At 74.5% G+C, this 22,701-nt stretch carries 16 protein-coding genes; 7 read left to right on the top strand and 9 right to left on the bottom strand.

What is annotated here, in order from left to right:
• The first annotated feature begins 47 nt into the window (after positions 1 to 47).
• The gene (locus E1200_RS02740) at positions 48 to 2,054 is read left to right on the top strand and encodes an ABC transporter ATP-binding protein (RefSeq protein WP_131950156.1); all 2,007 of its coding nucleotides are present in this window, start codon (positions 48 to 50) and stop codon (positions 2,052 to 2,054) included.
• On the opposite strand, the gene E1200_RS02735 is transcribed toward E1200_RS02740, so the two are convergent.
• Positions 2,051 to 5,644 carry an AAA family ATPase gene (locus E1200_RS02735; protein WP_131950155.1) on the bottom strand — a complete coding sequence of 1,198 codons (3,594 nt, stop codon included), beginning with the start codon at positions 5,642 to 5,644 and terminating at the stop codon, positions 2,051 to 2,053. The genes E1200_RS02740 and E1200_RS02735 overlap by 4 nt on opposite strands.
• Before the next feature lie 191 nt (positions 5,645 to 5,835).
• Between E1200_RS02735 and E1200_RS02730 the strand changes: the two genes are divergently transcribed.
• Positions 5,836 to 6,180: an STAS domain-containing protein gene (locus E1200_RS02730; protein WP_131950154.1), complete on the top strand. Its 345-nt coding sequence runs from the start codon at positions 5,836 to 5,838 to the stop codon at positions 6,178 to 6,180.
• An 86-nt stretch (positions 6,181 to 6,266) separates the two neighbouring features.
• Here E1200_RS02730 and E1200_RS02725 read toward each other — a convergent pair whose 3' ends face one another.
• Genes E1200_RS02725 through E1200_RS02710 form a run of 4 tightly spaced genes read right to left on the bottom strand, consistent with a single transcriptional unit; the run spans position 6,267 to position 11,129 of the window.
• The gene (locus tag E1200_RS02725) at positions 6,267 to 6,881 is read right to left on the bottom strand and encodes an ATP/GTP-binding protein (RefSeq protein WP_131950173.1); all 615 of its coding nucleotides are present in this window, start codon (positions 6,879 to 6,881) and stop codon (positions 6,267 to 6,269) included.
• A gap of 40 nt (positions 6,882 to 6,921) precedes the next feature.
• Complete coding sequence (locus tag E1200_RS02720) at positions 6,922 to 7,371, bottom strand: DUF742 domain-containing protein (protein WP_131950153.1); 450 nt, start codon at positions 7,369 to 7,371, stop codon at positions 6,922 to 6,924.
• Positions 7,372 to 7,401: 30 nt separating this feature from the next.
• Positions 7,402 to 7,848, bottom strand: coding sequence for a roadblock/LC7 domain-containing protein (locus E1200_RS02715; protein WP_131950152.1), 447 nt, complete (start codon positions 7,846 to 7,848; stop codon positions 7,402 to 7,404).
• The gene (locus tag E1200_RS02710; RefSeq protein ID WP_131950151.1) at positions 7,845 to 11,129 is read right to left on the bottom strand and encodes a nitrate- and nitrite sensing domain-containing protein; all 3,285 of its coding nucleotides are present in this window, start codon (positions 11,127 to 11,129) and stop codon (positions 7,845 to 7,847) included. Before E1200_RS02710 ends, E1200_RS02715 begins: the two co-directional genes overlap by 4 nt.
• Positions 11,130 to 11,477: 348 nt before the next feature.
• On the opposite strand from E1200_RS02710, the gene E1200_RS02705 reads away from it, so the two are divergent.
• The 5 genes from E1200_RS02705 (at position 11,478) to E1200_RS02685 (ending at position 16,323) form a co-directional block, all read left to right on the top strand.
• Entirely contained in the window at positions 11,478 to 12,464 is a 987-nt protein-coding gene (locus tag E1200_RS02705) for an ABC transporter substrate-binding protein (protein WP_131950150.1), read from the top strand.
• The gene (locus tag E1200_RS02700; protein ID WP_131950149.1) at positions 12,461 to 13,237 is read left to right on the top strand and encodes an ABC transporter permease subunit; all 777 of its coding nucleotides are present in this window, start codon (positions 12,461 to 12,463) and stop codon (positions 13,235 to 13,237) included. The genes E1200_RS02705 and E1200_RS02700 overlap by 4 nt, the downstream gene beginning before the upstream one ends.
• Positions 13,234 to 14,037: an ABC transporter permease gene (locus tag E1200_RS02695; protein WP_207933104.1), complete on the top strand. Its 804-nt coding sequence runs from the start codon at positions 13,234 to 13,236 to the stop codon at positions 14,035 to 14,037. The genes E1200_RS02700 and E1200_RS02695 overlap by 4 nt, the downstream gene beginning before the upstream one ends.
• A 56-nt stretch (positions 14,038 to 14,093) precedes the next feature.
• Positions 14,094 to 14,933, top strand: coding sequence for an ABC transporter ATP-binding protein (locus tag E1200_RS02690; RefSeq protein WP_131950148.1), 840 nt, complete (start codon positions 14,094 to 14,096; stop codon positions 14,931 to 14,933).
• Positions 14,934 to 15,060: 127 nt separating this feature from the next.
• Entirely contained in the window at positions 15,061 to 16,323 is a 1,263-nt protein-coding gene (locus tag E1200_RS02685; protein ID WP_131950147.1) for a flavin-dependent oxidoreductase, read from the top strand.
• Between the two features lie 22 nt (positions 16,324 to 16,345).
• On the opposite strand, the gene E1200_RS02680 is transcribed toward E1200_RS02685, so the two are convergent.
• From E1200_RS02680 to E1200_RS02665, 4 genes are all read right to left on the bottom strand, one after another.
• A complete protein-coding gene (locus tag E1200_RS02680) occupies positions 16,346 to 18,085 on the bottom strand; it encodes a bifunctional 3'-5' exonuclease/DNA polymerase (protein WP_131950146.1) in 1,740 nt (579 codons plus the stop codon).
• 79 nt (positions 18,086 to 18,164) lie between these two features.
• Complete coding sequence (locus E1200_RS02675) at positions 18,165 to 19,670, bottom strand: metallophosphoesterase (RefSeq protein WP_131950145.1); 1,506 nt, start codon at positions 19,668 to 19,670, stop codon at positions 18,165 to 18,167.
• A gap of 450 nt (positions 19,671 to 20,120) precedes the next feature.
• Positions 20,121 to 21,047 (bottom strand): diacylglycerol kinase family protein, encoded by a 927-nt coding sequence (locus E1200_RS02670; RefSeq protein WP_131950144.1) that lies wholly within the window; start codon positions 21,045 to 21,047, stop codon positions 20,121 to 20,123.
• 9 nt (positions 21,048 to 21,056) lie between these two features.
• Positions 21,057 to 22,643 (bottom strand): FAD-binding oxidoreductase, encoded by a 1,587-nt coding sequence (locus tag E1200_RS02665; RefSeq protein ID WP_131950171.1) that lies wholly within the window; start codon positions 22,641 to 22,643, stop codon positions 21,057 to 21,059.
• Between the last annotated feature and the right edge of the window lie 58 nt (positions 22,644 to 22,701).

The following is a 22,701-nucleotide window of genomic DNA, read 5'->3' as shown; positions in this document are numbered from 1 at the left end:
CCGGGCGCACACTGCCCTTGGCGGGCAGGACGTGCGGAGGGCGGCGCATGGGTACACGACGGCGGTTTCGCAGACGGGCCGGGACGGGCGGGCGGCGGAACCGGCGTCCCCAGGCGCCCCCGCCGGGAGCCGGGCTGCCGGAGCTGTCCGCGTCCACCTGGCACGCCAAGGACCGGGAACTGGCCGAGACCGGCCTCGTCACGGTGGCGCGCCGGCTCCCGGCGGTGATCGTCCAGGCGGCGCGGCTGGCCTGGCGGGCGAGCCCCCGCGACACCGCCGCGACGATCTCGCTGAACCTCCTCGCCGGGATCTTCACGGCGTTCTGGCTGCTGGCCACGACCGGCGTCCTCACCGCGTTGTTCAGCGCCGGGCCGACGCCCGACCGGGTCCGCGACGCGCTGCCCTCCCTGGCGCTCGTCGCGGGCGCGGTTGCGCTGCGCGCCGGCCTGCAGGCGTGCGCGGGCTGGGCGCAGGCGCGACTGGAGCCGCAGGTCCAGCGGCTCGCCGAGCTGCGGCTGTACGAGACGACGACGGCGGTGCACCTCGCGGCGCTGGACGACTCCGACTTCCTCGACGAGCTGCAGCGGGCGAAGACGCGGGGCATGATGTCGGCGCCGCGGGTCGTCCAGAACGCGGTGGACGTGCTCACCGGCGCCGTGGGGCTGGCCGCCGCCGCGGGGACGCTCGGCGTGCTGCACCCGCTGCTGCTGCCGCTGCTCCTGCTGACGGCGCTCCCGGAGGGCTGGGCGTCCGTGCGCAGCGCCCGGATGCGGTACCTGACGATGCTCTCGCTGGTCGAGGTCTCCCGCCGGAAGTGGATCCTGTCCGACCTGATGGCCGAGCGGGGGCACGCCGCGGAGGTGCGCTCGTTCACCATGCGGCCGTTCCTGCTGGAGCAGTACGACCGGCAGGCCGCCCACCAGCGGGCCGTCGAGCTGGACCTCGCCCGCCGGCAGACCGTCGCGAAGGTCACCGGGGACGTGCTGAAGGGCGTCGCCACGGCGGCCGTCTACGTCGCGCTGGGGTTGATGCTGTGGAAGGGCGCGGTCCCGCTGGCGGTCGCGGGCACGGCGGTCCTGGCGATCCGGTCCGGGCAGTCGTCCCTGGCGAACCTGGTGTTCGCGGTCAACCAGTGCTACGAGGAGGGCCTGTACTTCGGCGACTACCTGTCCTTCTGCGAGAGGGCCGAGCGGCGCATCCCGCGGCGCGCCCTCGCCACCGATCCGCGGGCGCACGAACGGCTCCCGGACGAGTTCGGCCGCATCCGCGTCCGGGACGTCGTGTTCACCTACCCGGGCGCGGACGCGCCGTCCCTCAACGGCATCTCGCTGGATCTGCACAGGGGCGAGGTGGTCGCGCTCGTCGGCGAGAACGGCTCCGGGAAGACGACCCTCGCCAAGGTCATGGCCGGCCTGTACGACCCGGACGCCGGCGAGGTCCGGTGGGACGACGTGCCGCTGGCGCAGGTCCCTCCGCAGGAGGTGTGGGAGCGCATCGCGGTCATCGCCCAGAAGTACACGCACTGGCCGATGACCGCCCGGCAGAACATCACCATGGGGCGCGGCGGGCACGTCCAGGGCGGGGCGGAGGACCCGGCGATGCTCGCCGCCGCCCGCGCGTCCGGGGCGGACGAGGTCGTGGCCGGCCTCGTCCGCGGGTACGACACGCTGCTCGACCGCCGGTTCAAGGGCGGCGCGGAACTCTCGGGCGGGCAGTGGCAGCGCCTCGCGGTCGCCCGCGGCTTCTTCCGCGACGCGCCGCTGCTGATCTGCGACGAGCCGAGCGCCGCCCTCGACGCGCGCGCCGAGCACCAGCTGTTCGAGCGGATCCGCACGCACGCCGACGGCCGGACCGTCCTGCTGATCACTCACCGGCTCGCCAGCGTCCGCTACGCCGACCGCATCTACGTCCTGGAGCACGGCAAGGTCATCGAGGAGGGCGACCACGCCGCGCTGATGGCCCGCGGCGGCGTGTACGCCGACCTGTACTCCCTGCAGGCCGCCGCCTACGCCGCGGGCGCGCCCGCCGCCGGCCCGCAGGCGCAGGCGGGCTAGATGTAGGGGCCGAAGCCGAAGCCGGGTTCGGGGCGCGGGGCCTCGGGCAGGTCCTCGGGGCGCAGCGTCCCGACCTCGGCGGGACCCAGGCCGCCGGGGTCCGCGTCGTGCTCGGCGGTGATGCGCCGCGCCTGCCGGGAGATCGCCGCCTCCAGCAGGTTGCGGACGAGCCGCGCGTTGCCGAACGAGGAGCCCCGCGGCTGCGCGGCGACCAGCCCGCGCACCCCGCCGAGGACGCCGGGGGCGAGCGCGAACCCCGCCTCCGCCGCCATGAACTCGAAGATCGTGACGAGCTCGTCGTCGGAGTAGTCGGGGAAGTGCAGCACCTTCGGGAACCGGGACTTCAGCCCCGGGTTGGCGTCGAGGAAGCGCTCCATCTCGGCGTCGTATCCGGCGACGATGACGACGAGGTCGCCGCGGTGCTCCTCCATCAGCCGCAGCAGCTCGGCGATCGCCTCGTGGCCGAAGTCGCGCCGGTCGCCGCCCGAGGACGACAGCGTGTACGCCTCGTCGACGAACAGGACGCCGCCGAGGGCGCGCTCGACCGCCCCGCGCACCCGCGGCGCCGTCTGCCCGATGAACTCGGCGACGAGGTCGGCGCGGGTGACCTCCACGAGGTGGCCGGACGACAGCAGCCCGAGCCGCGCGTACACGGCGGCGACCAGCCGGGCGATCGTGGTCTTGGCCGTGCCCGGGTTGCCCATGAACACCATGTGCCGGGACGGGGCGGCCGGGGACAGCTTGGCGTCGCGCCGCAGCTGCTCGGCGCGGACCTCGGCGACCAGCGCGGACACCTCGCGCTTGATGTCGGCCAGCCCGATCAGCCGGTCGATCTCGGCGAGCGGGTCGCCGGGGACGTCGTCGCGGCCCCGGCTGAGCGTGTCGGGGAGGTCGGCCAGGAGGATCTCGTCCAGCGACTCGGTCTCGTCGACGATGCCGTCGGCGAGGACGCGCCGCCCCTGCATCGCCACCGCCCGGTCGAGCAGGTTGATCATGGCGCGGGCGTTGCCGAACCCGCGCTCGCGCGGCGCCGCCTCGGCCAGCTCGCGGACCCGCTCCAGCACCCCGGCCGCCAGTTCGAACCCCGCGTCGGCGGCCTTGGCGGCGAACACCTCGACCAGCTCGTCCTCGGTGAGGTCGGGGAAGCGGACGGTGCGGGGGAAGTGCGCGGCCAGGTCGGGACGCGACTTCAGCAGCCCGTTCAGCTCGGCCTCCGGGCCGGTCAGCACGACGAGGAGGTCCTCGGTGCGCGCCTGGAGGCCGGTGATCAGGACGTCCAGGACCTCGCGCCCCCGCGCGGCGTCCGCGGCGGCCGAGGCCAGGGCGTGCGCGTCGCGGACGACCAGGACGCCGCCGTGGGCCTCCTCCACCGCCCGGCGGACCCGCAGGACGCTCTCGCTGGCGTACTCGCCGAGCAGGTCGGCGCGCTCCACCTCGACCAGGTGGCCGGACGACAGGACGCCGAGGTCGGCGTACAGCCGGCCGAGGATGCCCGCGACCTTGCTCTTGCCGGTGCCGGGGTTCCCGATGAACACCAGGTGCCGGGGCAGGTCCCGGGCCTTCATGCCCGCCTCGCGGCGCAGCCGGGCCGCCTTCGCCTCGGCGACCAGCGCGTCCACCTCGCGTTTCGCGGGCTCGATCCCCGCGCACGCGGCCAGCTCGGCGAGCGGGTCGGCATCGGCGGAGCGGCCCGGGATGAGCCGGTGCGGCAGGTCGGCCTCGGTGACCTCCGGCGGGCCGGCGGGCGCCTCCCCCTCCGCGAGGGTCTCCGCCTCCCGCAGGGTCGCCGCGGCGGCGGCCTGCCCGGCCATGTGCTCCACCAGCCGCGCGCCGCGCAGGTTCAGCAGCGGCGGCGTGCGGTGCAGCATCCCCGCGGCGGCAGCGGCGGTCTCCGGCCCGACGCTGGCGCCGTGCCGCGCGACGGCCAGCGTGAACAGCTCGGCGAAGTCGTCCTCGCCGAAGTCGCGGGTGCGGGCGGTGTCGAACGCCCGGACGAGCGCCGGGTTGGCGTCGAACAGCCGCCGGTCGCCGCCGGGGCGGCACAGGGCGACGACGCTCAGCGACGGCGAGCGGGCCATGAGGCGCCGCAGCTCCTCCACGGCGGCGGCGCCGCAGCGCTCGTGCGCGGCGAGCTTCTCCAGGTCGTCGACCACCAGGAGCATCCGCCCCTCCAGGCAGTCGCGGACGCGGGCCTGCAGCCACAGGACCGCGTCGCTCACCCCCAGCGACGCGAAGACCTGGTCGGAGATCCACAGGGCCTCGCGGACCGCGCCGCCCTCGGCCAGCCGGCGCTCGGCCTCCGCGGCGGCGGTGCCCTTCCCGGTCCCCTCCGGCCCGGCGATCAGCAGCCGGAGCGGGCGGGTGCCGGACAGCCGCTCCTCGACCGCGGCCGCCAGGACCCGCGACAGCTCCGGCTGCCCGACCAGCGGGCCGGCCGCCGCGGCGGCGCGCCGCGGCCCGCCGGCCCGGGTGCCCGGCCGGTCGCCTCCGCCGCCCAGGGAGGCGCCGAGCGTGTTGCGGACCAGCCGCGCGCTGAACAGCCGCCGCAGGTCGGTGTGGAACGCGCGCACGGGCACCCGGCAGCGCGGGCTGACCGGGGGGTCCGGAAGCCCCTGCGCCGACCCCGTGATGCGCACCGCCATGTCGAGCCACGCGCGCGCGGCGTCGGCCTCGCCGGCGACCAGCCCGCGGGCCAGCCACGCCCGCACGTCCTGCTGCCACGCGTCCACGGCGAAGCCGTCGCGGGTTGCGCGGAACCGCTCCTCCACGTTCTCGTAACGGGTCGTCCCCAGCACGACGGCGAGTTCCGCGGGGGCGGCCGAGACGCCGGACGCGAGGAGCAGCCGGGCGAGGGCGGTGTCGGGCTCGTCCCCGTCCGCGACGGCCCCCGCCAGGCGCTCGTGTGCGGCGTCCAGGCCCGCGCACGCCCACCCCAGGTAGCCGACGGGCCCCGCCAGTTCGGGCAGGACGGCCAGCTCCTCGTCGGTCAGCCCGGACGCCCACGACTCCTCCAGGCTCCCGATGGGGAGGGTCATGTCCAGCTCGCGCAGCTCCGGGTCGGCGGCGCGCCGGTCGAACAGCTCCAGCAGCGCCCGGCGGCGCCGCTCCACCGGCTCCAGCCCGTCGAAGACGTCCAGGCCGGCGCGCGCCAGCTCGAACATCACCGCGCGGCGCTCGCGGTCGTCGCCGGCCGGCTCGGGCAGCCACAGGCCCGGCGGGCGCCACCGCCCGCCCTGGGTGAACCAGGCCAGCGGGTCCCGGACGGCGGTCTCGGCCTTGGCGAGGAACGCCGACAGCAGCTCGTAGTCCACGTCGCCCCGCGACCCGCCCCGCACGGCCGAGGCGCCGAGCAGGAACGTCAGCAGCGACCACTGCTCCGCGCCCGCCGCGCTCGTGTCGCCGCCGTAGAAGTCGCTGAGCTGCCTGGCCAGCAGCGCCGCGCGCGGATCGCGGTCGTACTCCACGGCGCGTTCGCGCATCTCCTCGTACAGCCCGTCGGGGACCCGCCAGGGACCGTGCGCGTACACGTCCAGGACGGGCTCCTCGGTGAGCAGCACTTCGAGATGGTCCGGCAGCCGGGGGGAACTCACCTGGGGGTCCTTCTCCTACACAGCGGATCGGGCACAAGCGGATCGGGCACTGTCCGACAGCACCCTACGGCCGGGCACCGCCGGGCACACCCCCGTCGCCCCACGGGCCGGCACGGGGCCCCGCCGTGCGATAGTTGTCGTATGGAAAAGATTCGCCTGACGAACTTGCCCCGAGCCGAGGAAGTCCGCGCGTGCCGCTGCTGGAGATGACCGCCCGCCCGCAGGCCGGGCACACCGTCGTGCGCCTGCGCGGGGACCTCGACCTCAGCTCCTCGCAGGACCTGCGCACCTACCTGGACAGCACGCGCCGCGAACACGGCGAGCGCCTCGTCCTCGACCTCGCCGGCCTGGAGTTCATGGACTCCGGCGGCCTCTCGGTCATCGTCTCCTGCTTCAAGGCGGTCACCGCCGCCGGCGGGAGCCTCACCCTCGCCGCTCCCCGCCCGCTCATCCGCCGCACCCTCGTGGTGACCGGCCTGTACCGCCGCATCCCGCTCGCCGACACGCTGGAGGACGCCATCCGCCGCCCCGCCTGACCGGCGGGGACACCGAGGCCCTCGGTGAGGTCGTCACCGAGGGCCGCATTGGTCTGGACCGGCTCCAGAACGCGATGGGACGTGCGTCAGGTCCAGCTGGGCGACGCCGTACCCACCTGCCCGCCGGACGCGGCCGGCGGCGCGGAGGCGCCCGCGGCGGGCGCCGCGTGCATCGACATCGCGTGCTGCACGAGCGTGATCAGCACCGCCTTGGTGGACTCGCGGCTCCGCGCGTCGCACTGGACGATCGGCACGTGCGCGCTGATCGACAGCGCGTCGCGGATGTCGTCCACGGCGTACTGGAACTCCCCGTGGAACCCGTTGACGCCCACCACGAACGGCAGGCCGAGCTCCTCGAAGTAGTCCACCGCGGCGAAGCAGTCCTCCAGCCGGCGGGTGTCGACCAGCACCACGGCGCCGATGGCGCCGCGGACGAGGTCGTCCCACATGAACCAGAAGCGGTGCTGCCCGGGCGTGCCGAACAGGTAGAGGATCAGTTCGCTGTCGAGCGACACGCGCCCGAAGTCCATCGCGACCGTGGTGGTCGTCTTGTCCGGCACGGCCGACAGGTCGTCCACGTCGGCGCTGGCCGCGGTCATCACCGCCTCGGTGGTGAGAGGCATGATCTCCGAGACCGACCCGACGAAGGTGGTCTTGCCGACACCGAACCCGCCGCCGACGACGATCTTGACCGAGGTCAGCTCGGCCTCTCCGCCGTGCGACCCCGGGACCGGAACCTGGTCAGAGCTTCCGAAGGCCACTGAGCACCCTTTCTAGCAAGCGGAGGTCCGGCTGTCCGCCGGTGGTCGTGGCCGGCTGGGACTGGTGCAGCCGCAGCAGCCCCTCGACGGCCATGTCGGCGACGAGCACCCGGGCGACGCCGAGCGGCAGCCGCAGCAGCGCCGAGACCTCGGCGACCGAGCGGGCCGAGCGGCACAGATCCATGATCGCCCGGTACTCCGGGGTGAGCACGGCCACGTCCCGCGGCGGGTAGGGCGCCGCGGTGACCAGCGCCTCGATGGCGAGATCGTAGCGCGGCTTGGTGCGTCCCCCCGTCACGGCGTACGGGCGCACCAGCGAACTCGCCTCGCTCTCCCGTTCGGGGGGGCGTCCCGGCGCGGGCGCCCGCCCGTGGTCACCGGGCCAGCGCCCGGGACCCCCGGGACCGCCTCCGAAGCTGCCTCGATCCATGTCGCCGACCTCCGTCAGAGTCAGTCACGATCAATAGCGGGCGGGGCCGGCGCCCATCTCCGTCACCGGCGGACCCGAGTACGGAGGCTGCTCCTGCGCGCGCAGCGCGGGCGACAGCACCCTGCCGACCCGCTCCACCAGCAGCGTCATCTCGTACGCCACGAGTCCGAGGTCGCAGTCCGGCGCCGCGAGCACCGCGAAGACCGACCCGTTCGTGATGGACATCACGAACAGCAGGCCGCGGTCCATCTCGACGACGGTCTGGTTCACCCCGCCCGCGTCGAAGATCTTCGCCGCGCCCTGGGTCAGGCTCATCAGCCCCGAGGCGATCGCCGAGAGCTGGTCCGCACGCTCGGGCGGGAAACCCGAGGAGTACGCCATCGGCAATCCGTCCGAGGAGACCACGACGGCGTGCGCGACCTTCGCGACACGGTCCGCGAAGTTCGTCACCAACCAGTTGAGATCCTGCCCGCTCACCGGGTGCCTCCTGTCTCGCCGTCACCCTGTGACGGCGCCTCACCTGACGTGCCTGCGCCGCGTGCCTCGTGGCGTCCCCGATGGACGCCGCGCTGGAGGCTCGCGAAGCGGTTGCGTACGACGTCGGCCGGCTGGCCGTATCCCTGCCGGTCCTGCGGCTGCCCGCCCGACACAGCCTGCCCCTGAGCGGGGCTCTGCGGCAATGCCTGGCCCGCCGCCGGAGCGGCTCCGGCCTGCGCGTTCCCGGCCGGCGTGCGGCCCACCGCTCCGGGGACCCGGTTCTTGCCCGGCACCCGCTTGGGCAGCCCGACGCTCGTGCGCGACGTCGCGACGGGCTCGCGGGCGGCCTCGGCGGCGCGGAAGCCCGCGTCCGCCGGGGACTCCCAGCCCCGCACGGGGTCCTCCCCTGAACTGTCTCCCGACCTTCGCATGAACCACTCCGATTGCATCGCGTCGAAGATGGGCGAACGTTCGGGCCCCCGCGGTGGCGCCTGCTGCTCCGGCGGCGCCTGCACCGGCGGTGCCTGGGGCGCCCGCACGGACGGCTCTGGGACGGGCGGTTCCTGCGCCGGACGCGGCGCGGGCATCCCGCCCTGGGGCGGCGCCAGCTCGCCGGTGTCCCACTGGGACGTGCGCCGCCGCGGCACGGGGCCGGTCTGCGACGCGTCGCCGTAGGGGTCGCGCGGGCCGTGCCCGGACTCCCCGCCCACCTGCTCCAGCGGCCCGGTCTCCCACGGGATCTGCCGCGAGCCGCCCGGCTCGGGCACCACCGGCTGGGCCTCCGGGACGACGGACTGGGGGCCGCCCTGGCCGTAGGCGCCGTTGGCGGCGCCGTCCTGCCGTTCGCTGCGCGGCTGGAACAGGCCGTTCGGGCCGTCGTCCGCCGGCTTGCTCGGCAGCTGGGCGCCGGGACGGCGGACGGGCAGCTCGCCCGGCCGGCGCGGGGGCGGCGGCCGGTCGTCGGACCGGTACGGGTCGTCGACGGGCCGCCCCTGGTCGCCGTGCGACACGGTGGGCAGCGGCCCGGTGCCGGGGAACGAGCCGGGGCCGCCGCCGGCGGCGGGGATCGGGCCCGTCTCGTTCATGGCCGGCTGCGGGCCGGTCCCGCCGCGCAGCGAGCGCAGCGGCCCGGTGCCGCCGCCCATGGAGTGGGCTCCGGTGCCGCCGCCCATCGGGGAACCGGCGGGCCCGTAGCCGTCCTGGGCGAATCCGCCGCCGGCGGGCGGCTCACCGGTGGTCAGCGCGGCGAGCTGCTGGCCGTCGCTCTCCCGGCCGTTGACACCGCGGCCGCCGAACCCGCCGGTCTCGCCGGGGGTGATCACCGCTTCGGGCAGCACCACGAACGCGGTGAGGCCGCCGCCCTGCGCGGCGCGCAGCTCCACGCGGATCCCGTGCCGGACGGCCAGGCGGCCGACCACGAACAGGCCCATGCGGCGCGCCGCGGAGAAGTCGATGACGGGCGGGTTCGCGAGCCGCCAGTTGGCCTGCTCCAGCTCCTCGGTCGACATGCCCACACCGTTGTCGGTGATCTGCAGCATGGCGCCGCCGCCGCTCAGCATCTGCCCCGAGACGGTCACCTTGGTGTGGTCGGCGGAGAAGACCGTGGCGTTCTCCACCAGCTCGGCCAGCAGGTGGACGAGGTCGTTCACGACGGGGCCGGCGACGGTCATGTCGCCCTGGACCCGCAGCGCGACCCGCTCGTACTGCTCGACCTCCGACAGCGAGGCGCGCACCACGTCGATCAGCGGGACGGGCTGGTTCCACCGGCGCACCTGGTCCTGCCCGCCGAGAACGAGGAGGTTCTCGTTGTTGCGGCGCATGCGGGTCGCCAGGTGGTCCAGCCGGAACAGGTTCCCGAGCTGCTCCTCGTCGCGCTCGCTCTGCTCCAGCTCCTCGATCAGCTTCAGCTGGCGCTCGATCAGCGACTGGCTGCGGCGCGAGAGGTTGACGAACATCGCGTTGATGTTGCCGCGCAGGACGGCCTCGTCGGCCGCCAGCCGGACCGCCTCGCGGTGGACCTCGTCGAACGCCCGCGCCACCTGGCCGATCTCGTCGGTGGAGTCGATCTCGATGGGTTCGACCTCGATGCCGCCGGCGGCGGCCTCCGGATCGCGCAGCCGGTCGACCAGGCCGGGCAGCCGGGTGCCGGCGACCTCCAGGGCGCCGGACTGCAGCCGGCGCAGCGGCCGCACCAGCGACCGGGCCACCAGGATGACGGTCGCCAGGACGATCGCGAGGACGAGGAACAGCAGCGCCCCGTCCCGGATGGCGTCGGTCTGGGCGCTGGCCTTGGCGTCGTCGGCGTTCGCGGCGAGGTCCGAGGCGATCTTCTGCTCGACCGCGCGCAGCTTGTCGATGCGGACGCTGGAGTCGGCCGTCCAGCCGTTGGCGACCCGGCTGCCGAGCCGCACCTGCAGGCCCGGCGAGCGGTCGGCGACCGCGAGCGTCCGCAGCCGGGTGACCTCCGCGCGGTCCAGCTCGGGGCCGGTGACGGTGTCCTCGAAGAGCTGGAGCTGCTGCGCGGTCGCCGAGTTGCGGAACGCCGCGATGCTGGTGTCCAGGTCGGCGCGGGCGCCGTCGACCGCGGAGCGGTCGAGGGGCAGGAACCGCCCCTCCCAGAGGGCGGCGCCGATGAGGGCCCGCTCGCGGGACGCGGCGTCCTTGGCGCTGGCGAGGTCGGCGAGGGCGAGCGCGCCCTGCGCGAGCTCGGGCGTCGGGGCGTCCTGGGAGACCAGCAGGTGGTAGCTGCTGAAGTCGTCGATGAACTCGCCGTACTTCTCGATGATGGGGCCGGCCGCCACGCGCGAGGCCAGCGCCCGCACGGCGGCCAGGTCGTTGACGCGGTCGAGGACGTTGCGGAGCGCCAGTTCCAGCCCGGGGGCGTTGATCTCCAGCCCGTCGGCCGCGGCGCGCACCTTGCGGGCGGCCGCGTCGACCGCCTCCTGGCGCTGCTTCAGCTCCTCGTCGTTGACGGCGCGGGCGCCGCCGGCCGCCCGGGTCGCCATCGCGTCGCGCTCGTTCTCCACCTCGTGGGCGAGCGCAGTCAGCTCCTTACCGAGCGTAGCCATCTGGCCCGTCCGGGCATAGGCCTCGGCGTCCTCCATGGACACCTCGACGCGAAAGCCCGCAAGGAGTGCGGCCACGATCGTGGGCACCGCGATGAGGGCGAAGAGGCGCGTCCGCACGCGCCAGTTGCGCAGCCTGAACCGGCCTCCCAGGAAGCCTCGCTTGGGGGCGTCCTCGCTGGCAGACGGGCCTGGCTGAGGGGACTGCGGGGCCATCTCGGCCCCTTCGGCTTTCCGCACTGCCCTCCGCTACCTCTCAATGGGTCGATCGCTCGCGGCGCACAGTGACCCTGAACGAGATCCGGGTCGTGTCACCTGCCCGCTCCACTGTGGGCAAGCGCCGAACATTGCAACACAGAGCAACCAACATGGCCAACCCGAATGATCACATCAGATCCAGACTTGTGATGTGGGAGACGGAAATGTCACCGATTGCTCACGTGTGTTTACATATCTGCACGTAAAGCTGGCATCTCGCCCCCGACGCCCGCGTGGTGCGCTACGCTCCCGGCTCGTCGAAAGATCAGCTTTCGACCAGCTTCCCCCGCAAATGGAGCATTGATCATGTCTGCTTCCCACCGCCGCACCATCCTCGGCGGCGCCCTCGCCCTCGCCCTCGGACTCTCCCTGGTCGCCTGCGGCGACTCGGACGAGGGGTCCTCGGCCAACGGCCTGGAGAAGACCGATATCACGCTCGGGACGATGACCGTCGCCGACACCGCCCCGGTGCAGATCGCGATCGACAAGGGGCTGTTCAAGGCCGAGGGCCTGAACGTCAAGACACAGGTCATCCAGGGCGGTGCGGCCGGCATCCCGCTGCTGAAGAGCGGCCGGCTGGACTTCAGCTTCGGCAACTACGTCTCGCTGCTGACCGCCGGCGTCAAGGACCCCGGCTTCAAGCCGAAGATCGTCGCCGAGGGCTTCCAGAGCGCCCCGAAGACCCACACCGTGCTGGTGCGCAAGGACTCCTCGTACCGCACGATCGAGGACCTCAAGGGCAAGAAGATCGCCGTCAACACCCGCCGCAACATCAGCACCCTGCTGGTCCGGGCCGCCGCCAAGCCCAAGGGCGTGGACTTCGACGAGGACGACAACTTCGTGGAGGTCGCCCCGCCCGCCATGGAGCAGGCCCTGAAGTCGAAGAGCGTCGAGGCCGTCCAGGCCATCGAGCCGTTCGGCACCCAGATGCAGAAGTCGCTGGGCGCCCGCATGGTCGCCGACACCTCCAGCGGCCCGACCGCCGACTTCCCGGTCGCCGGCTACGCCGCCACCGAGAAGTTCATCCAGGACCACCCGAAGACGACCGCGGCCTTCCAGCGCGCCCTCCAGAAGGCGCAGGGCATGGCGGCCGACCGTAAGCTCGTCCAGGACACCCTGCCCACCTACGCCAAGGGCATCGACGCCGAGGTCGCCTCGACCATGAGCCTCGGCACCTTCCCGACCACGCTGAACGCCACCCGGCTGCAGCGCGTGGCGGACGTGATGCTCCAGTTCGGCTACGTCGACGAGAAGATCGACGTCAAGCAGTTCATCGCCGAATCCGCCGCATGAGTTTTCGCCGCATCGTCTTCGGCGCCGCCGGGGTGGCCGGTGCGGTCGTCGTCCTCGAGGTCGTGAGCCGTACCGGCCTCGTGGACGCGTCCGCCCTCCCCCCGGCGTCGACCGTTCTGGGGGAGGCCGGGAAGCTCGCCGTGGACGGGGAGTTCCTCGTCGACGTCGCGGCGACGCTGCAGGCGTGGTTCGGCGGGCTCGCGCTGGCGGTGCTCGTGGCGGTCCCGCTGGGCGTCCTGCTCGGCTCGGTACCGTTCCTGGGCAACGCCGCCCGCGCGCTCGTCGAGCTCATGCGGCCCATCCCCTCGGTCGCGCTGATCCCGCTCGCCATCATCCTGTTCGCGGACCCGACGCAGATGAAGATGTCCTTGATCTTCTACGCGTGCCTGTGGCCGATCCTGATCAACACCCTGTACGCGCTCCGCGACGTCGACCCCGTCGCGAAGGACACCCTGCGCAGCTTCGGGTTCGGGACGCCGTCGGTGCTGTGGCGCGTCTCGCTGCCGAGCGCCGCGCCGTTCATCACCACCGGCGTCCGCATCGCCGCCTCCGTCGCCCTCATCGTCGTGGTCAGCACCGAGCTGCTGGCCGGCGGGATCGACGGCGTCGGCATCTACCTCAGCTCCACGCAGGCCGGCGGCGGCCGCACGGACCTGCTGCTGGCCGGCGCCGTGTGGGCCGGTGTCCTCGGGCTCCTGGCCAACCTGGCCCTGCTCGGGTTGGAGCGGGTCGCGTTCCGGTGGCACTCGGCAAGGGTGGAGGGTGTCGCATGAGAGTCCTGAAGGCCCTGCGCGGGTTCGCCGCGCACGCATGGCTCGTCGTCCTGGTCTTCCTGCTGTGGGAGGTCGTCACCCGCGCGGTCAACGAGACCTACTTCCCGCCGCCGACCCGGATCGCCCAGGCGCTGCACGAGCTGTGGTTCTCCGGGCCGGCGTCCAGCCTGTTCCTCACCGAGAACGCCATGGACGACTTCTCCACCAGCCTCACCCACCTGTTCATCGGGTGGGGCGCCGCGGGCGCGGCCGGCGTGGTGCTCGGCGCGGCGATCGGCCGGTCGCGGGTCCTGTCCGACATGGCCTCGCCGGTGCTGGAGTTCCTGCGCGCGGTGCCGCCGCCCACGCTGCTGCCGTTCTTCATCATCGTGTTCAGCCTGGGCTCCACCATGCAGATCGTCACGATCGCGTTCGGCGTGGTGTGGCCGGTGCTGCTGAACACCAGCGACGGCGTCCGGACCGTGGACACCCTGCAGCTGGAGACGGCCAAGGTGTTCGGCGTCGGCCGGTTCCGCCGGATGGTGACCATCATCCTCCCCGCGGCCGCCCCGAAGATCTTCGCGGGACTGCGGGTGGCGCTGTCGTTCGCGCTGATCCTCATGGTCATCTCCGAGCTGTTCGGCAGCACCGCGGGCATCGGCTCCGAGCTCATCGGCGCGCAGCGCTCGTTCGAGCTCCCCCGGATGTGGGCCGGCATCGTGATGCTGGGCATCCTCGGCTTCGTCTTCAACGCCGTGTTCATGCTCCTGGAGCGCCGCGTGCTCGCCTGGCACATCGGCGCGCGGCGCCTCGCCACTTGACCGATGGCCCCCACGCTGACGACCCTCATGACGTACACACAGAAAAGGTGGCCGTGATGCTTCAGATAACCGGCCTCACCCACTCCTACGGAGGAGACGGGCCCAAGGTCCTCGACGGCCTCGACCTCAGCGTCCCGGACGGGCAGCTGGTCAGCATCGTCGGGCCGTCCGGCTGCGGGAAGTCCACGCTGCTGCGCTGCATCGCCGGGCTGATCCAGCCGACCGGCGGCCGGCTCACCCTGGACGGCAAGCCGATCAACGGCGTGCCCGACGACCTCGCGGTCGTGTTCCAGGACTACAGCCGGTCGCTGTTCCCCTGGCTGAGCGTCCGCGACAACGTCGCGCTGCCGCTGCGCCGGCGCGGGAAGTCGCGCTCGGAGCGGCGGGCCGCCGCGGAGCAGGCCCTGGAGTCGGTGGGCCTGCACGACGCGGGACGCAAGTACCCGTGGCAGCTCTCGGGCGGCATGCAGCAGCGCGTGTCGATCGCGCGGGCGCTGGCCTACCGCCCCTCGCTGCTGCTGATGGACGAGCCGTTCGGCTCCGTCGACGCGCAGACCCGGGAGGACCTGGAGGACCTCGTCCTGCAGGTGCACCGCACGGAGAAGATGACGATCCTGCTGGTCACCCACGACATCGACGAGAGCGTCTACGTCGGTGACCGGGTCGTCATCCTCAACCGGTCGCCCGCCCGGGTGCACGCCGACCTGCCGGTCGGGCTGCCGTCCGTCCGCGACCAGATCGACACCCGCGGCCTGCCGGAGTTCGTCAAGCTGCGGGCCGAGGTCGGGCGGCTGGTCCGCGGCGGGGCGCGGGTGCCGGGCGCGGCCCCCGCCGCCGCCGCGCAGCCGGCCGGGGTGGCGGAGGCGGAGGGCGCCGCCGCGAAGCCCGGCCACTGACGGAACACCGCACGAACGGAACACGCACGAACCGCCGCCGCCGTGCGCGGCGGCGGCGGAGACACTGCGGGCGGACGGGGCCGCCGGCGCACCGGCCCCGCCTGCCCGGACAACGGGAGGGCGATTCATGCGCGTACTCATCGTGGGTGCGGGGATCGGCGGTCTCAGCACCGCCCTGAGCCTGCACGAGGCCGGGGTCGAGTCGCTCGTCGTCGACTCCGCCGTGCGGCTGCGGCCGCTCGGCGTCGGCATCAACCTGCTTCCGCACGCGGTCCGGGAGCTCACCGAGCTGGGTCTCGGCGACGAGCTCGCCGAGACCGGCATCCCCACCGCCGAGACGGTGCACTTCGACCGGTACGGCGGCCGGATCTGGGCCGAGCCGCGGGGCCGCGCGCTCGGCTACCGCTGGCCGCAGTACTCCGTCCACCGCGGCGAGCTGCAGATGATCCTGCTGGACGCCGTCGTCGCGCGGCTCGGTGCGGGCGCCGTCCGCACCGGGACCGTGTTCGAGGGCTTCGAGCAGGACGGCGACGGCGTGCGGGCGCGGCTGCGCGACCGCGCCTCCGGCACCGCCGACACCGTGGCCGCCGACGTGCTGGTCGGCGCGGACGGCCTGCACTCCGCCGTCCGGGCCCAGCTGAACCCGGGCGAGAAGGCGCCGCTGTGGAACGGGATCAGGATGTGGCGCGGCGTCACCGAGGGCGAGCCGTTCCTGACCGGCCGGACGCTGGCCATCGCGGGCAGCAACGCCGCGGCCAAGATGGTCGTCTACCCGATCTCCAGGCGCGCCGAGCGCGGCGGCCGGGCGCTGCTGAACTGGGTGGCCGAGGTGAAGCTCACCGGCGACGAGCTGAAGGAGACCGCCGACTGGAACCGGACGGGCCGGCTGGCGGACGTCCTCCCCCACTTCGCCGACTGGAGGTTCGACTGGCTCGACGTCCCGGCGATGCTGGCCGGGGCGGCGGAGATCCTCGAGTACCCGATGGTCGACCGCGACCCCCTCGACCGCTGGACGTCCGGCCGGGTGACCCTGCTCGGCGACGCCGCCCACCCGATGTACCCGATCGGGTCCAACGGCGGGTCGCAGGCCGTGCTGGACGCCCGCGTCCTGGCGCACGAGCTGGTCAGGGCCGCCGACCCCGCCGCGGGCCTGCTCGCCTACGAGCGGGAGCGCCGCGAGACGGTCAACGCCATCGTGCTGGCCTGCCGCGACATGCCCGCCGACCGGATCCTGCAGACGGTCAGCGAGCGCGCCCCGCGCGGGTTCACGGCCATCGAGGACGTCCTGGCGCCGAACGAGCTGGCGACCATCAGCGGCGCGTACCGCAAGACGTCCTTCGACGACGTCGACGCCCTGAACACCCGGGCGTCCTACACGATCGCCGGCTGAGCGCGTCCCGGGGGCGCGGCGGCTACTTGGCGTCGGCGTAGCGGTCCACGACCGCGATCTCCATGGGGAATACCACGGGGGTGCCGCCGAACAGGAGCCGCCGCGCCTCCTCGGCCGAGGCGCGGACGGCGGCGGCGACGTCGGCGGCCAGGCCCGCCGGGGTGTGCACGATGACCTCGTCGTGCAGGAAGAACACTAGGCGGGGCTCGGGGCCGAGCGCGGTGAGGCGGCGCCGCAGCGAGGCGAGCAGCGCGAGCGCCCAGTCGGCGGCGGTCGCCTGGACGACGAAGTTGCGGGTGAAGCGGCCCCGGCTGCGCAGCGCCTGCGCGGCCGGGCCCCGCCGCCGCTCGGCGGGCCCGTCGTCGCCCGCGGCGGTCAGCTCGCGCCAGTCGGCCGACGGCGGCGGGCAGGTCCGCCCCAGCCGGGACCGGACGAGCCGCCCGCGCTCCCCCGCCCGCGCGGCGGCCTCCACGTACTCGAAGGCGTCGGGGAACCGGTTGCGCAGGACGGCGAGGAGCCGCACGGCCTCCCCCGTCCCGCCGCCGTACATGGCGGACAGCAGCGCCAGCTTGGCCTTGTCGCGCGGGCTCATGCCGTCCGCCGGCCCCCGCGCCGCCCCCGGCCCGGAGTCGAAGGCGCCGGACAGGGCCGCGTAGAGGTCGCCGTGGGCGGCGGCCTCGGCGAAGGCGCGGTCGCCCGCGAGGGCCGCCAGCACGCGGGGTTCGAGCTGGGCGGCGTCGGCGACGACGAGCGACCAGCCGGGGTCGGCGACGACGGCGCCGCGCAGCACGCGCGGGATCTGCAGGGCGCCGCCGCCGCTCGTCGCCCACCGGCCGGACACGACCCCGCCGGCCACGTACTCGGGACGGAACCGCCCGCCGCTGACCCAGGTGTCCAGCCAGGCCCAGCCGTGCGCGGTGTGCAGGCGCGCGAGCTCCTTGTACTCCAGCAGCAGCGGCACTGCGGGATGGTCGACGCCCCTGAGCACGTGGGCGCGGGTGGAGGGGATCGGGTGGCCCGCCGCCGCGAACGCCTTGAGGATCTGCGCCGGGGAGTCGGGGTTGACGTGCGTGCGCGGCCCGAACGCGGCGCTGATGCGGTCGGCGAGGTCCTGCAGCCTGCGGGGCCGCAGCCCGCCGGAGGGGCGCGGGCCGAGCAGCCCGGTGAGCAGCGCGTCGTGCTCGGCGGCCGACCAGGGCAGCCCGTCGTGCCCCATCTCGGCGGCCACCAGTGCCCCGGCCGACTCCGCCGCCGCGAGCAGCGCGAACCGCCCCGCGGCCCCGGGCCCGCCCTCAGGTTCGCCGGCCAGCCCTGCGATGGCGCGCTGCTGCGCGGCGTGCACCGCGACGACCTGCGCGATGTCGTCGGCGGGCACGTCCCGCTCATCGTCGTCGTCGAAGAGCGATGCCTGCGCCGGCTTCTCCGGTGGCGGCGCGTCCGCGGGCACCGGCTCCCCGCGCGACCGCGCCCACGCCGCACGCACCGAGCGCGGCTCCCCGTACCGTCCCGCGTGGCCGAGCAGCAGGCTCTCGACCAGTTCGAGGTCGTGGCAGCGCCCCACCCGCACGCCCGCGTCCAGCAGCCGGGGGTAGAGCCGCGCCGTGGACGGCCACACCCACCGCGGCGCCTCGGCCCGCTCCCGCTCGCCGATGGCCACGACGAGGTCGGGGACGTCCTCAGCGGGCCCCGCGGGCGTCCCGTCCTCGGCGAGCGGCCGGAGCGCTCCCCCGCCGCGCACCCCCGCCGCCACAGCGACCTTCACGCACTCATTCTGGCGCGCACCTCCGACAGCGCACGCATGCAGCGGCGGCCAGGGCAGTGGCCCGGCAGGGTGAATGCAATCAGAACCGAATGACGACCTCGTCCTCGCAGGGCGGCTCGGCTTCCTGGTCGCCGCAGCCGGTGGCCGCGTGGCAGCGGATGCGCAGTTCGGACTCGGTCACGTCCACGCGCAGGAAGCTCTTGAAGAACGGCGGTTCGTCCCAGTCGGCCAGTTCCGAGCGGAAGCGCTGCGGCAGCTTGTGCACCGGGACCCGGAGGAACCGGGGGCGGTGCCGGTCACCGCGCGGGACGCCCAGGAGCGCCGCGACGAAGCGCGCGCGGAAGGACGGGTCAGGGCTCTCGTATCCGCGGGCGGGCCGGATGCCGAGCCTGCGCCGGACGGCGGCGGTGGCCTCCTCGGGGGTCAGCTCGAAGAGCTTCGGCATGCGCAGCCAGCGGCCGTACAGCTTGCTGTAGCGGGACAGGGAGTCGCCGCGCAGCGGGTAGCAGCGGAACCGGTCCTCCTCGACCACGCGGGTCCGCGGGATCGTGTGGGTGGCGTGCATGAACGCGCCGCCGCCGCCGGCGACGACGTACTGGATCGCCCGCCCGTCGCCGGCCGGGATCGGGTAGCGCTGGTAGTTGTGGATGTCGCCGCCGATCGCGGCGACGTAGTTGTGGGCCGGATCCCGGACGATCTCGTCGACGGTCCCGCCGCCTTCGATCTTGCCGGGCCGGTGCTCGTCGTCCACGTACAGCGGCTTTCCGGTCACGAGCAGTTTGGGTTTCGGACCGGCGGAGACCTCGCGCAGCCAGCGGCCCTGGCCGCGGTCGAGCGTGCCGGTGATGCCGGTGTCGATGCCGATCACGCGCAGCGACGGCGTGTCGATCGCCCAGTACGGGCCCGGCTGGACGGCGCGCTGGCCGGGCGCGCCCCGGTACCGGCGCCGCGCCTCCGCCAGCGCGGCGGCGTCCACCTCGCCGGGCGAGCGCCACAGCAGGCGGGGCAGGAAGGACAGCGGGCCGCGCCACTCCGGCGGGGAGCAGTCCGCGTCCAGGTCGCAGAACACGTGCAGGAAGCCGCGCAGGCCGTCGTACCAGTCGTGGTTGCCGGGGATGGCGTAGATGGGGGCGGGATAGTCCTTGTAGGGGCGGAAGAACTTGCCCGGGTACTGGTCCGCGTCGCCCGCCGGGTAGATCACGTCGCTGGCGATGATCATGAAGTCGGTGCCGGCGGCGGCGTTCAGCAGCGGCGGGACGACGGCGTACTGCGACCGGTCGCCCTCGCCGGTGTCGCCGAGCAGGGCGAACGAGAACTCCGGTTCGGAGCGGTGGACGGTGAACGCGGCCGGCGTGCCCCGCTCGCGCAGCGCCGCGACGCAGCGGCGGCGGATCGCGTTCGAGGGATCGCCGAACAGGTGGGCCAGCACGTCGTTGCGGGACCGCCACAGCACCCGGGGGCGGCGCCAGGAGAAGTCGGGGACGCGCTCGGGGAGCAGCTCGTGGAACGTGCCGGGCTTCTGGCAGACCCATCCGGCGCCCGCCTCTGAGGTGCGCGAGTTGTCGGGGTACTCCGCGGCACACACAGGGACGCCTCCGGGGGGTGAGCCGTTCCGTCCGGCGCGGGGTCCGCGGGCGGGCTCCGGGCAGCCCGCCGTGGGCGAAAGGCTCGGGTAGGGGTCCGCACAGCCTGGCCGGAGACGATCTCGGCCGTCAAGCGACTTGCCGCAGCCCGGCGTGTGATCTTCGCGGGTGCGGCGCGGGGCGGGGCGGGGGCGTGTGCGTGGTGGACGCCGGCGCCACCCCCAGAGACGCCGGCGCCACCACGACGAGGGCGCCCGCGGGTGGTCATGAGTCCCCCCAGAACGGCGAGCGATCGCCTTCTCATGACCCCGTCCGCAGACGGCCCCAACGGTCCCTAAGCGGGACGTAACTGACGCTATCCGAGGAGCCGTAATGCGGGTGTAAACAGACCCGAACTTCCCGGCCAACTCGGGGACGGGACATCTTCGCAGGTCAGCGGTGCCTCACAGCGGTCAGGGCGCGAGGACGCGGAGCGCTCCGGGCAGCACCCGCGCCGTGACCGGAAGCACCCCGGGCAGCTCGCCGTCCGCGCCGTACGGGATCGTCCGGCCGGGCGGCCCGGCCAGCTCGATCCGCACCTCGCGGCCCCGCATGACCTCGACCTCCGGCCGCCGCACGTGCGACCCGTCCGCCAGCTCCCGCATCACGGCGAAGAACAGCTTCTTCGGCGCGCTCCGGATGAGGACCACGTCGAGCAGCCCGTCGTCGACGCGGGCGCCGGGCGCGATGTGCTTGCCGAACCCGTAGTAGCCGGAGTTGGCGGCGACGACCGTGTAGCCCTGCCGCGCGAACGACTCGCCGTCCACGGTGATCAGGTAGTCGGCGGGCCGCCACGAGATGATCGCGCGCAGCGCCCCGACGTAGTAGGCCGCGGAGCCGCGCAGCAGCCGGGTGCTGTTGGCGTTCTCGTTGGCGACGGCGTCCACGCCCGCGTACACGCTGCCGAGCACGGGCGTGCCGTTGGCCTCGATGGCGTCCACCGCGCGCGGCTCGCCCTCCAGCAGCAGCTTGGCCAGCTCCGCCGGGTCGGAGGGGACGCCGAGCTGCCGCGCGAAGTCGTTGCCGCGGCCCGCCGGGACGATGCCGAGCACCGCCCCCTGGCCGGCGTCCAGGCCGGCGTTCAGTCCGGCCAGGGCGCCGCCCACGCAGCCGACCATGCCGTCGCCGCCGACGCCGAGCACGACCCGCCCGGTCCCGGCGGCGGCGCGGGCGACGTCGTGGGCGTGGCCGAGGCCGCGGCTGTACTCGACGGCGACGTCGGCGCCCGCGTCGCGCAGCAGCCGGGCCAGCGTGATCAGGGACGAGGCCGACGCGGAGTCGCCCGCCGCCGGGTTGACGATCGCGGTGAACGCGCGCGGACCTTGCTCAGGGGCGGGCATGGGTCGTGCTCACTCCTCTGCGGCCGGCGGGACGAGCACGCCCGGGTTCATGATCCCGGCCGGATCGACCCGCTCCTTGACGGCGCGGAGCACCGCCGCGCCCAGCGGCCCGATCTCCCGGGCGTACCAGTCGCGGTGGTCGGTGCCCACCCCGTGATGATGACTGATCGTCCCGCCCGCGTCGATGATCGCGTCGTTGGCGGCCCGCTTGGCGGCGTCCCAGTGCGCCACCGGGTCCGCGCCCTGGGCGGACACGACGGTGAAGTACAGCGACGCGCCGGACGGGTAGACGTGCGAGATGTGGCACATCAGCAGCGGCGGCGTGCCCGCGCCGGACAGCGCGCCGATCAGCGCGGACCGGACGGCGTCGTACAGCCGGGGGATGTCCGGCCAGAACGCGGCGGTCTCCAGCGTCTCCGCGAACGCGCCCACGTCCAGCAGGGCGTCGCGCAGGTAGGGGGCGTCGAACCGGCCGTGCGCCCACTTCTCACCCGGCCCGCCGCCGAGCGGCTCGCCACCGGCCGCGCGCAGCACCTCCGCGGCCTCCGCCCGGCGTGCGGCGACCCCCCGCGCGGTGCCCTCGAACCCGAGCACCGCCAGGCACCCGGCGGCCCCGGCCGTACCGATCGCGGCCGGGTCGGCGAGGCCGACCATGGTCTCGGTCTCGTCGGACAGCCGCAGGACCGCCGGGAGCGGGCCGTCCTGCGCGAGCCGGCGCAGCGCCGCCGCGCCCTCGCCGAACGACGCGAACCGCCAGCCCTCGTACTCCCGCGTCTCCGGGACGGGGTGGATCCGCACGGTCACGGACGTGATCACCCCGAAGGCCCCCTCGGAGCCGAGGACGAGCTGCCGCAGGTCGGGGCCGGCGGCCGACTTCGGCGCGCGGCCGAGGTCGAGCGTGCCCTCAGGGGTGGCGACGGTCAGCGCCACCACCATGTCGTCGAAGCGCCCGTACCCCGCGGACGCCTGCCCGCTGGACCGCGCCGCCGCGAACCCGCCGATCGTCGCCCACTCGAACGACTGCGGGAAGTGCCCGAGCGTGTAGCCGCGCTCCCCCAGTCGCGCCTCGGCCGCCGGGGCGCGCAGGCCGGGCTGCAGGACGGCCGTCCGGGCGGTCTCGTCGACCGAGACGACCGCGTCCATCCGCCGCAGGTCGAGCGCGATGAACCGGCCGCCGCCCGCGGGGGCGAGCCCGCCGACGACCGAGGTGCCGCCGCCGAACGGGACGACCGCGATCCGCCGCTCCGCGCACTCCCCCAGCACCGCGAGGACCTCGTCGTGCGACGCCGGGAGGACGACCGCGTCGGGCGCGTCCGCGGCCTCGCCCGCGCGGATGCGCAGCAGGTCCGGCGTCGATTTCCCGCGCGTGTGCCGGACGCGGGTCTCGGTGTCGGCGCGGACGCCGGAGTCCCCGACGATCTTCGCCAGCGCGGTCAGGTCGGCGGCGTCCAGGCGGCAGGCGGGCGGCTCCACGCCGGCGAGCGCGGCCGGGGGCCGCTCGGCGGGCCGCACCCCGAGCATGTCGCGCAGCAGGGCCGCCACCGGTTCCGGCAGCGGCGCGGCCCGGTCCGGATCGCCCCAGCCGCTCCACAGCATGTCCCGCGCTTCCACCCGCGCCTCCCGTCACCGGCCTGCCGCCGGCCTCGAATCTGTG

Source organism: Actinomadura sp. GC306 (assembly GCF_004348665.1).
Classification (GTDB): domain Bacteria; phylum Actinomycetota; class Actinomycetes; order Streptosporangiales; family Streptosporangiaceae; genus Spirillospora.
This window is presented reverse-complemented; position numbering and strand designations above follow the sequence as displayed.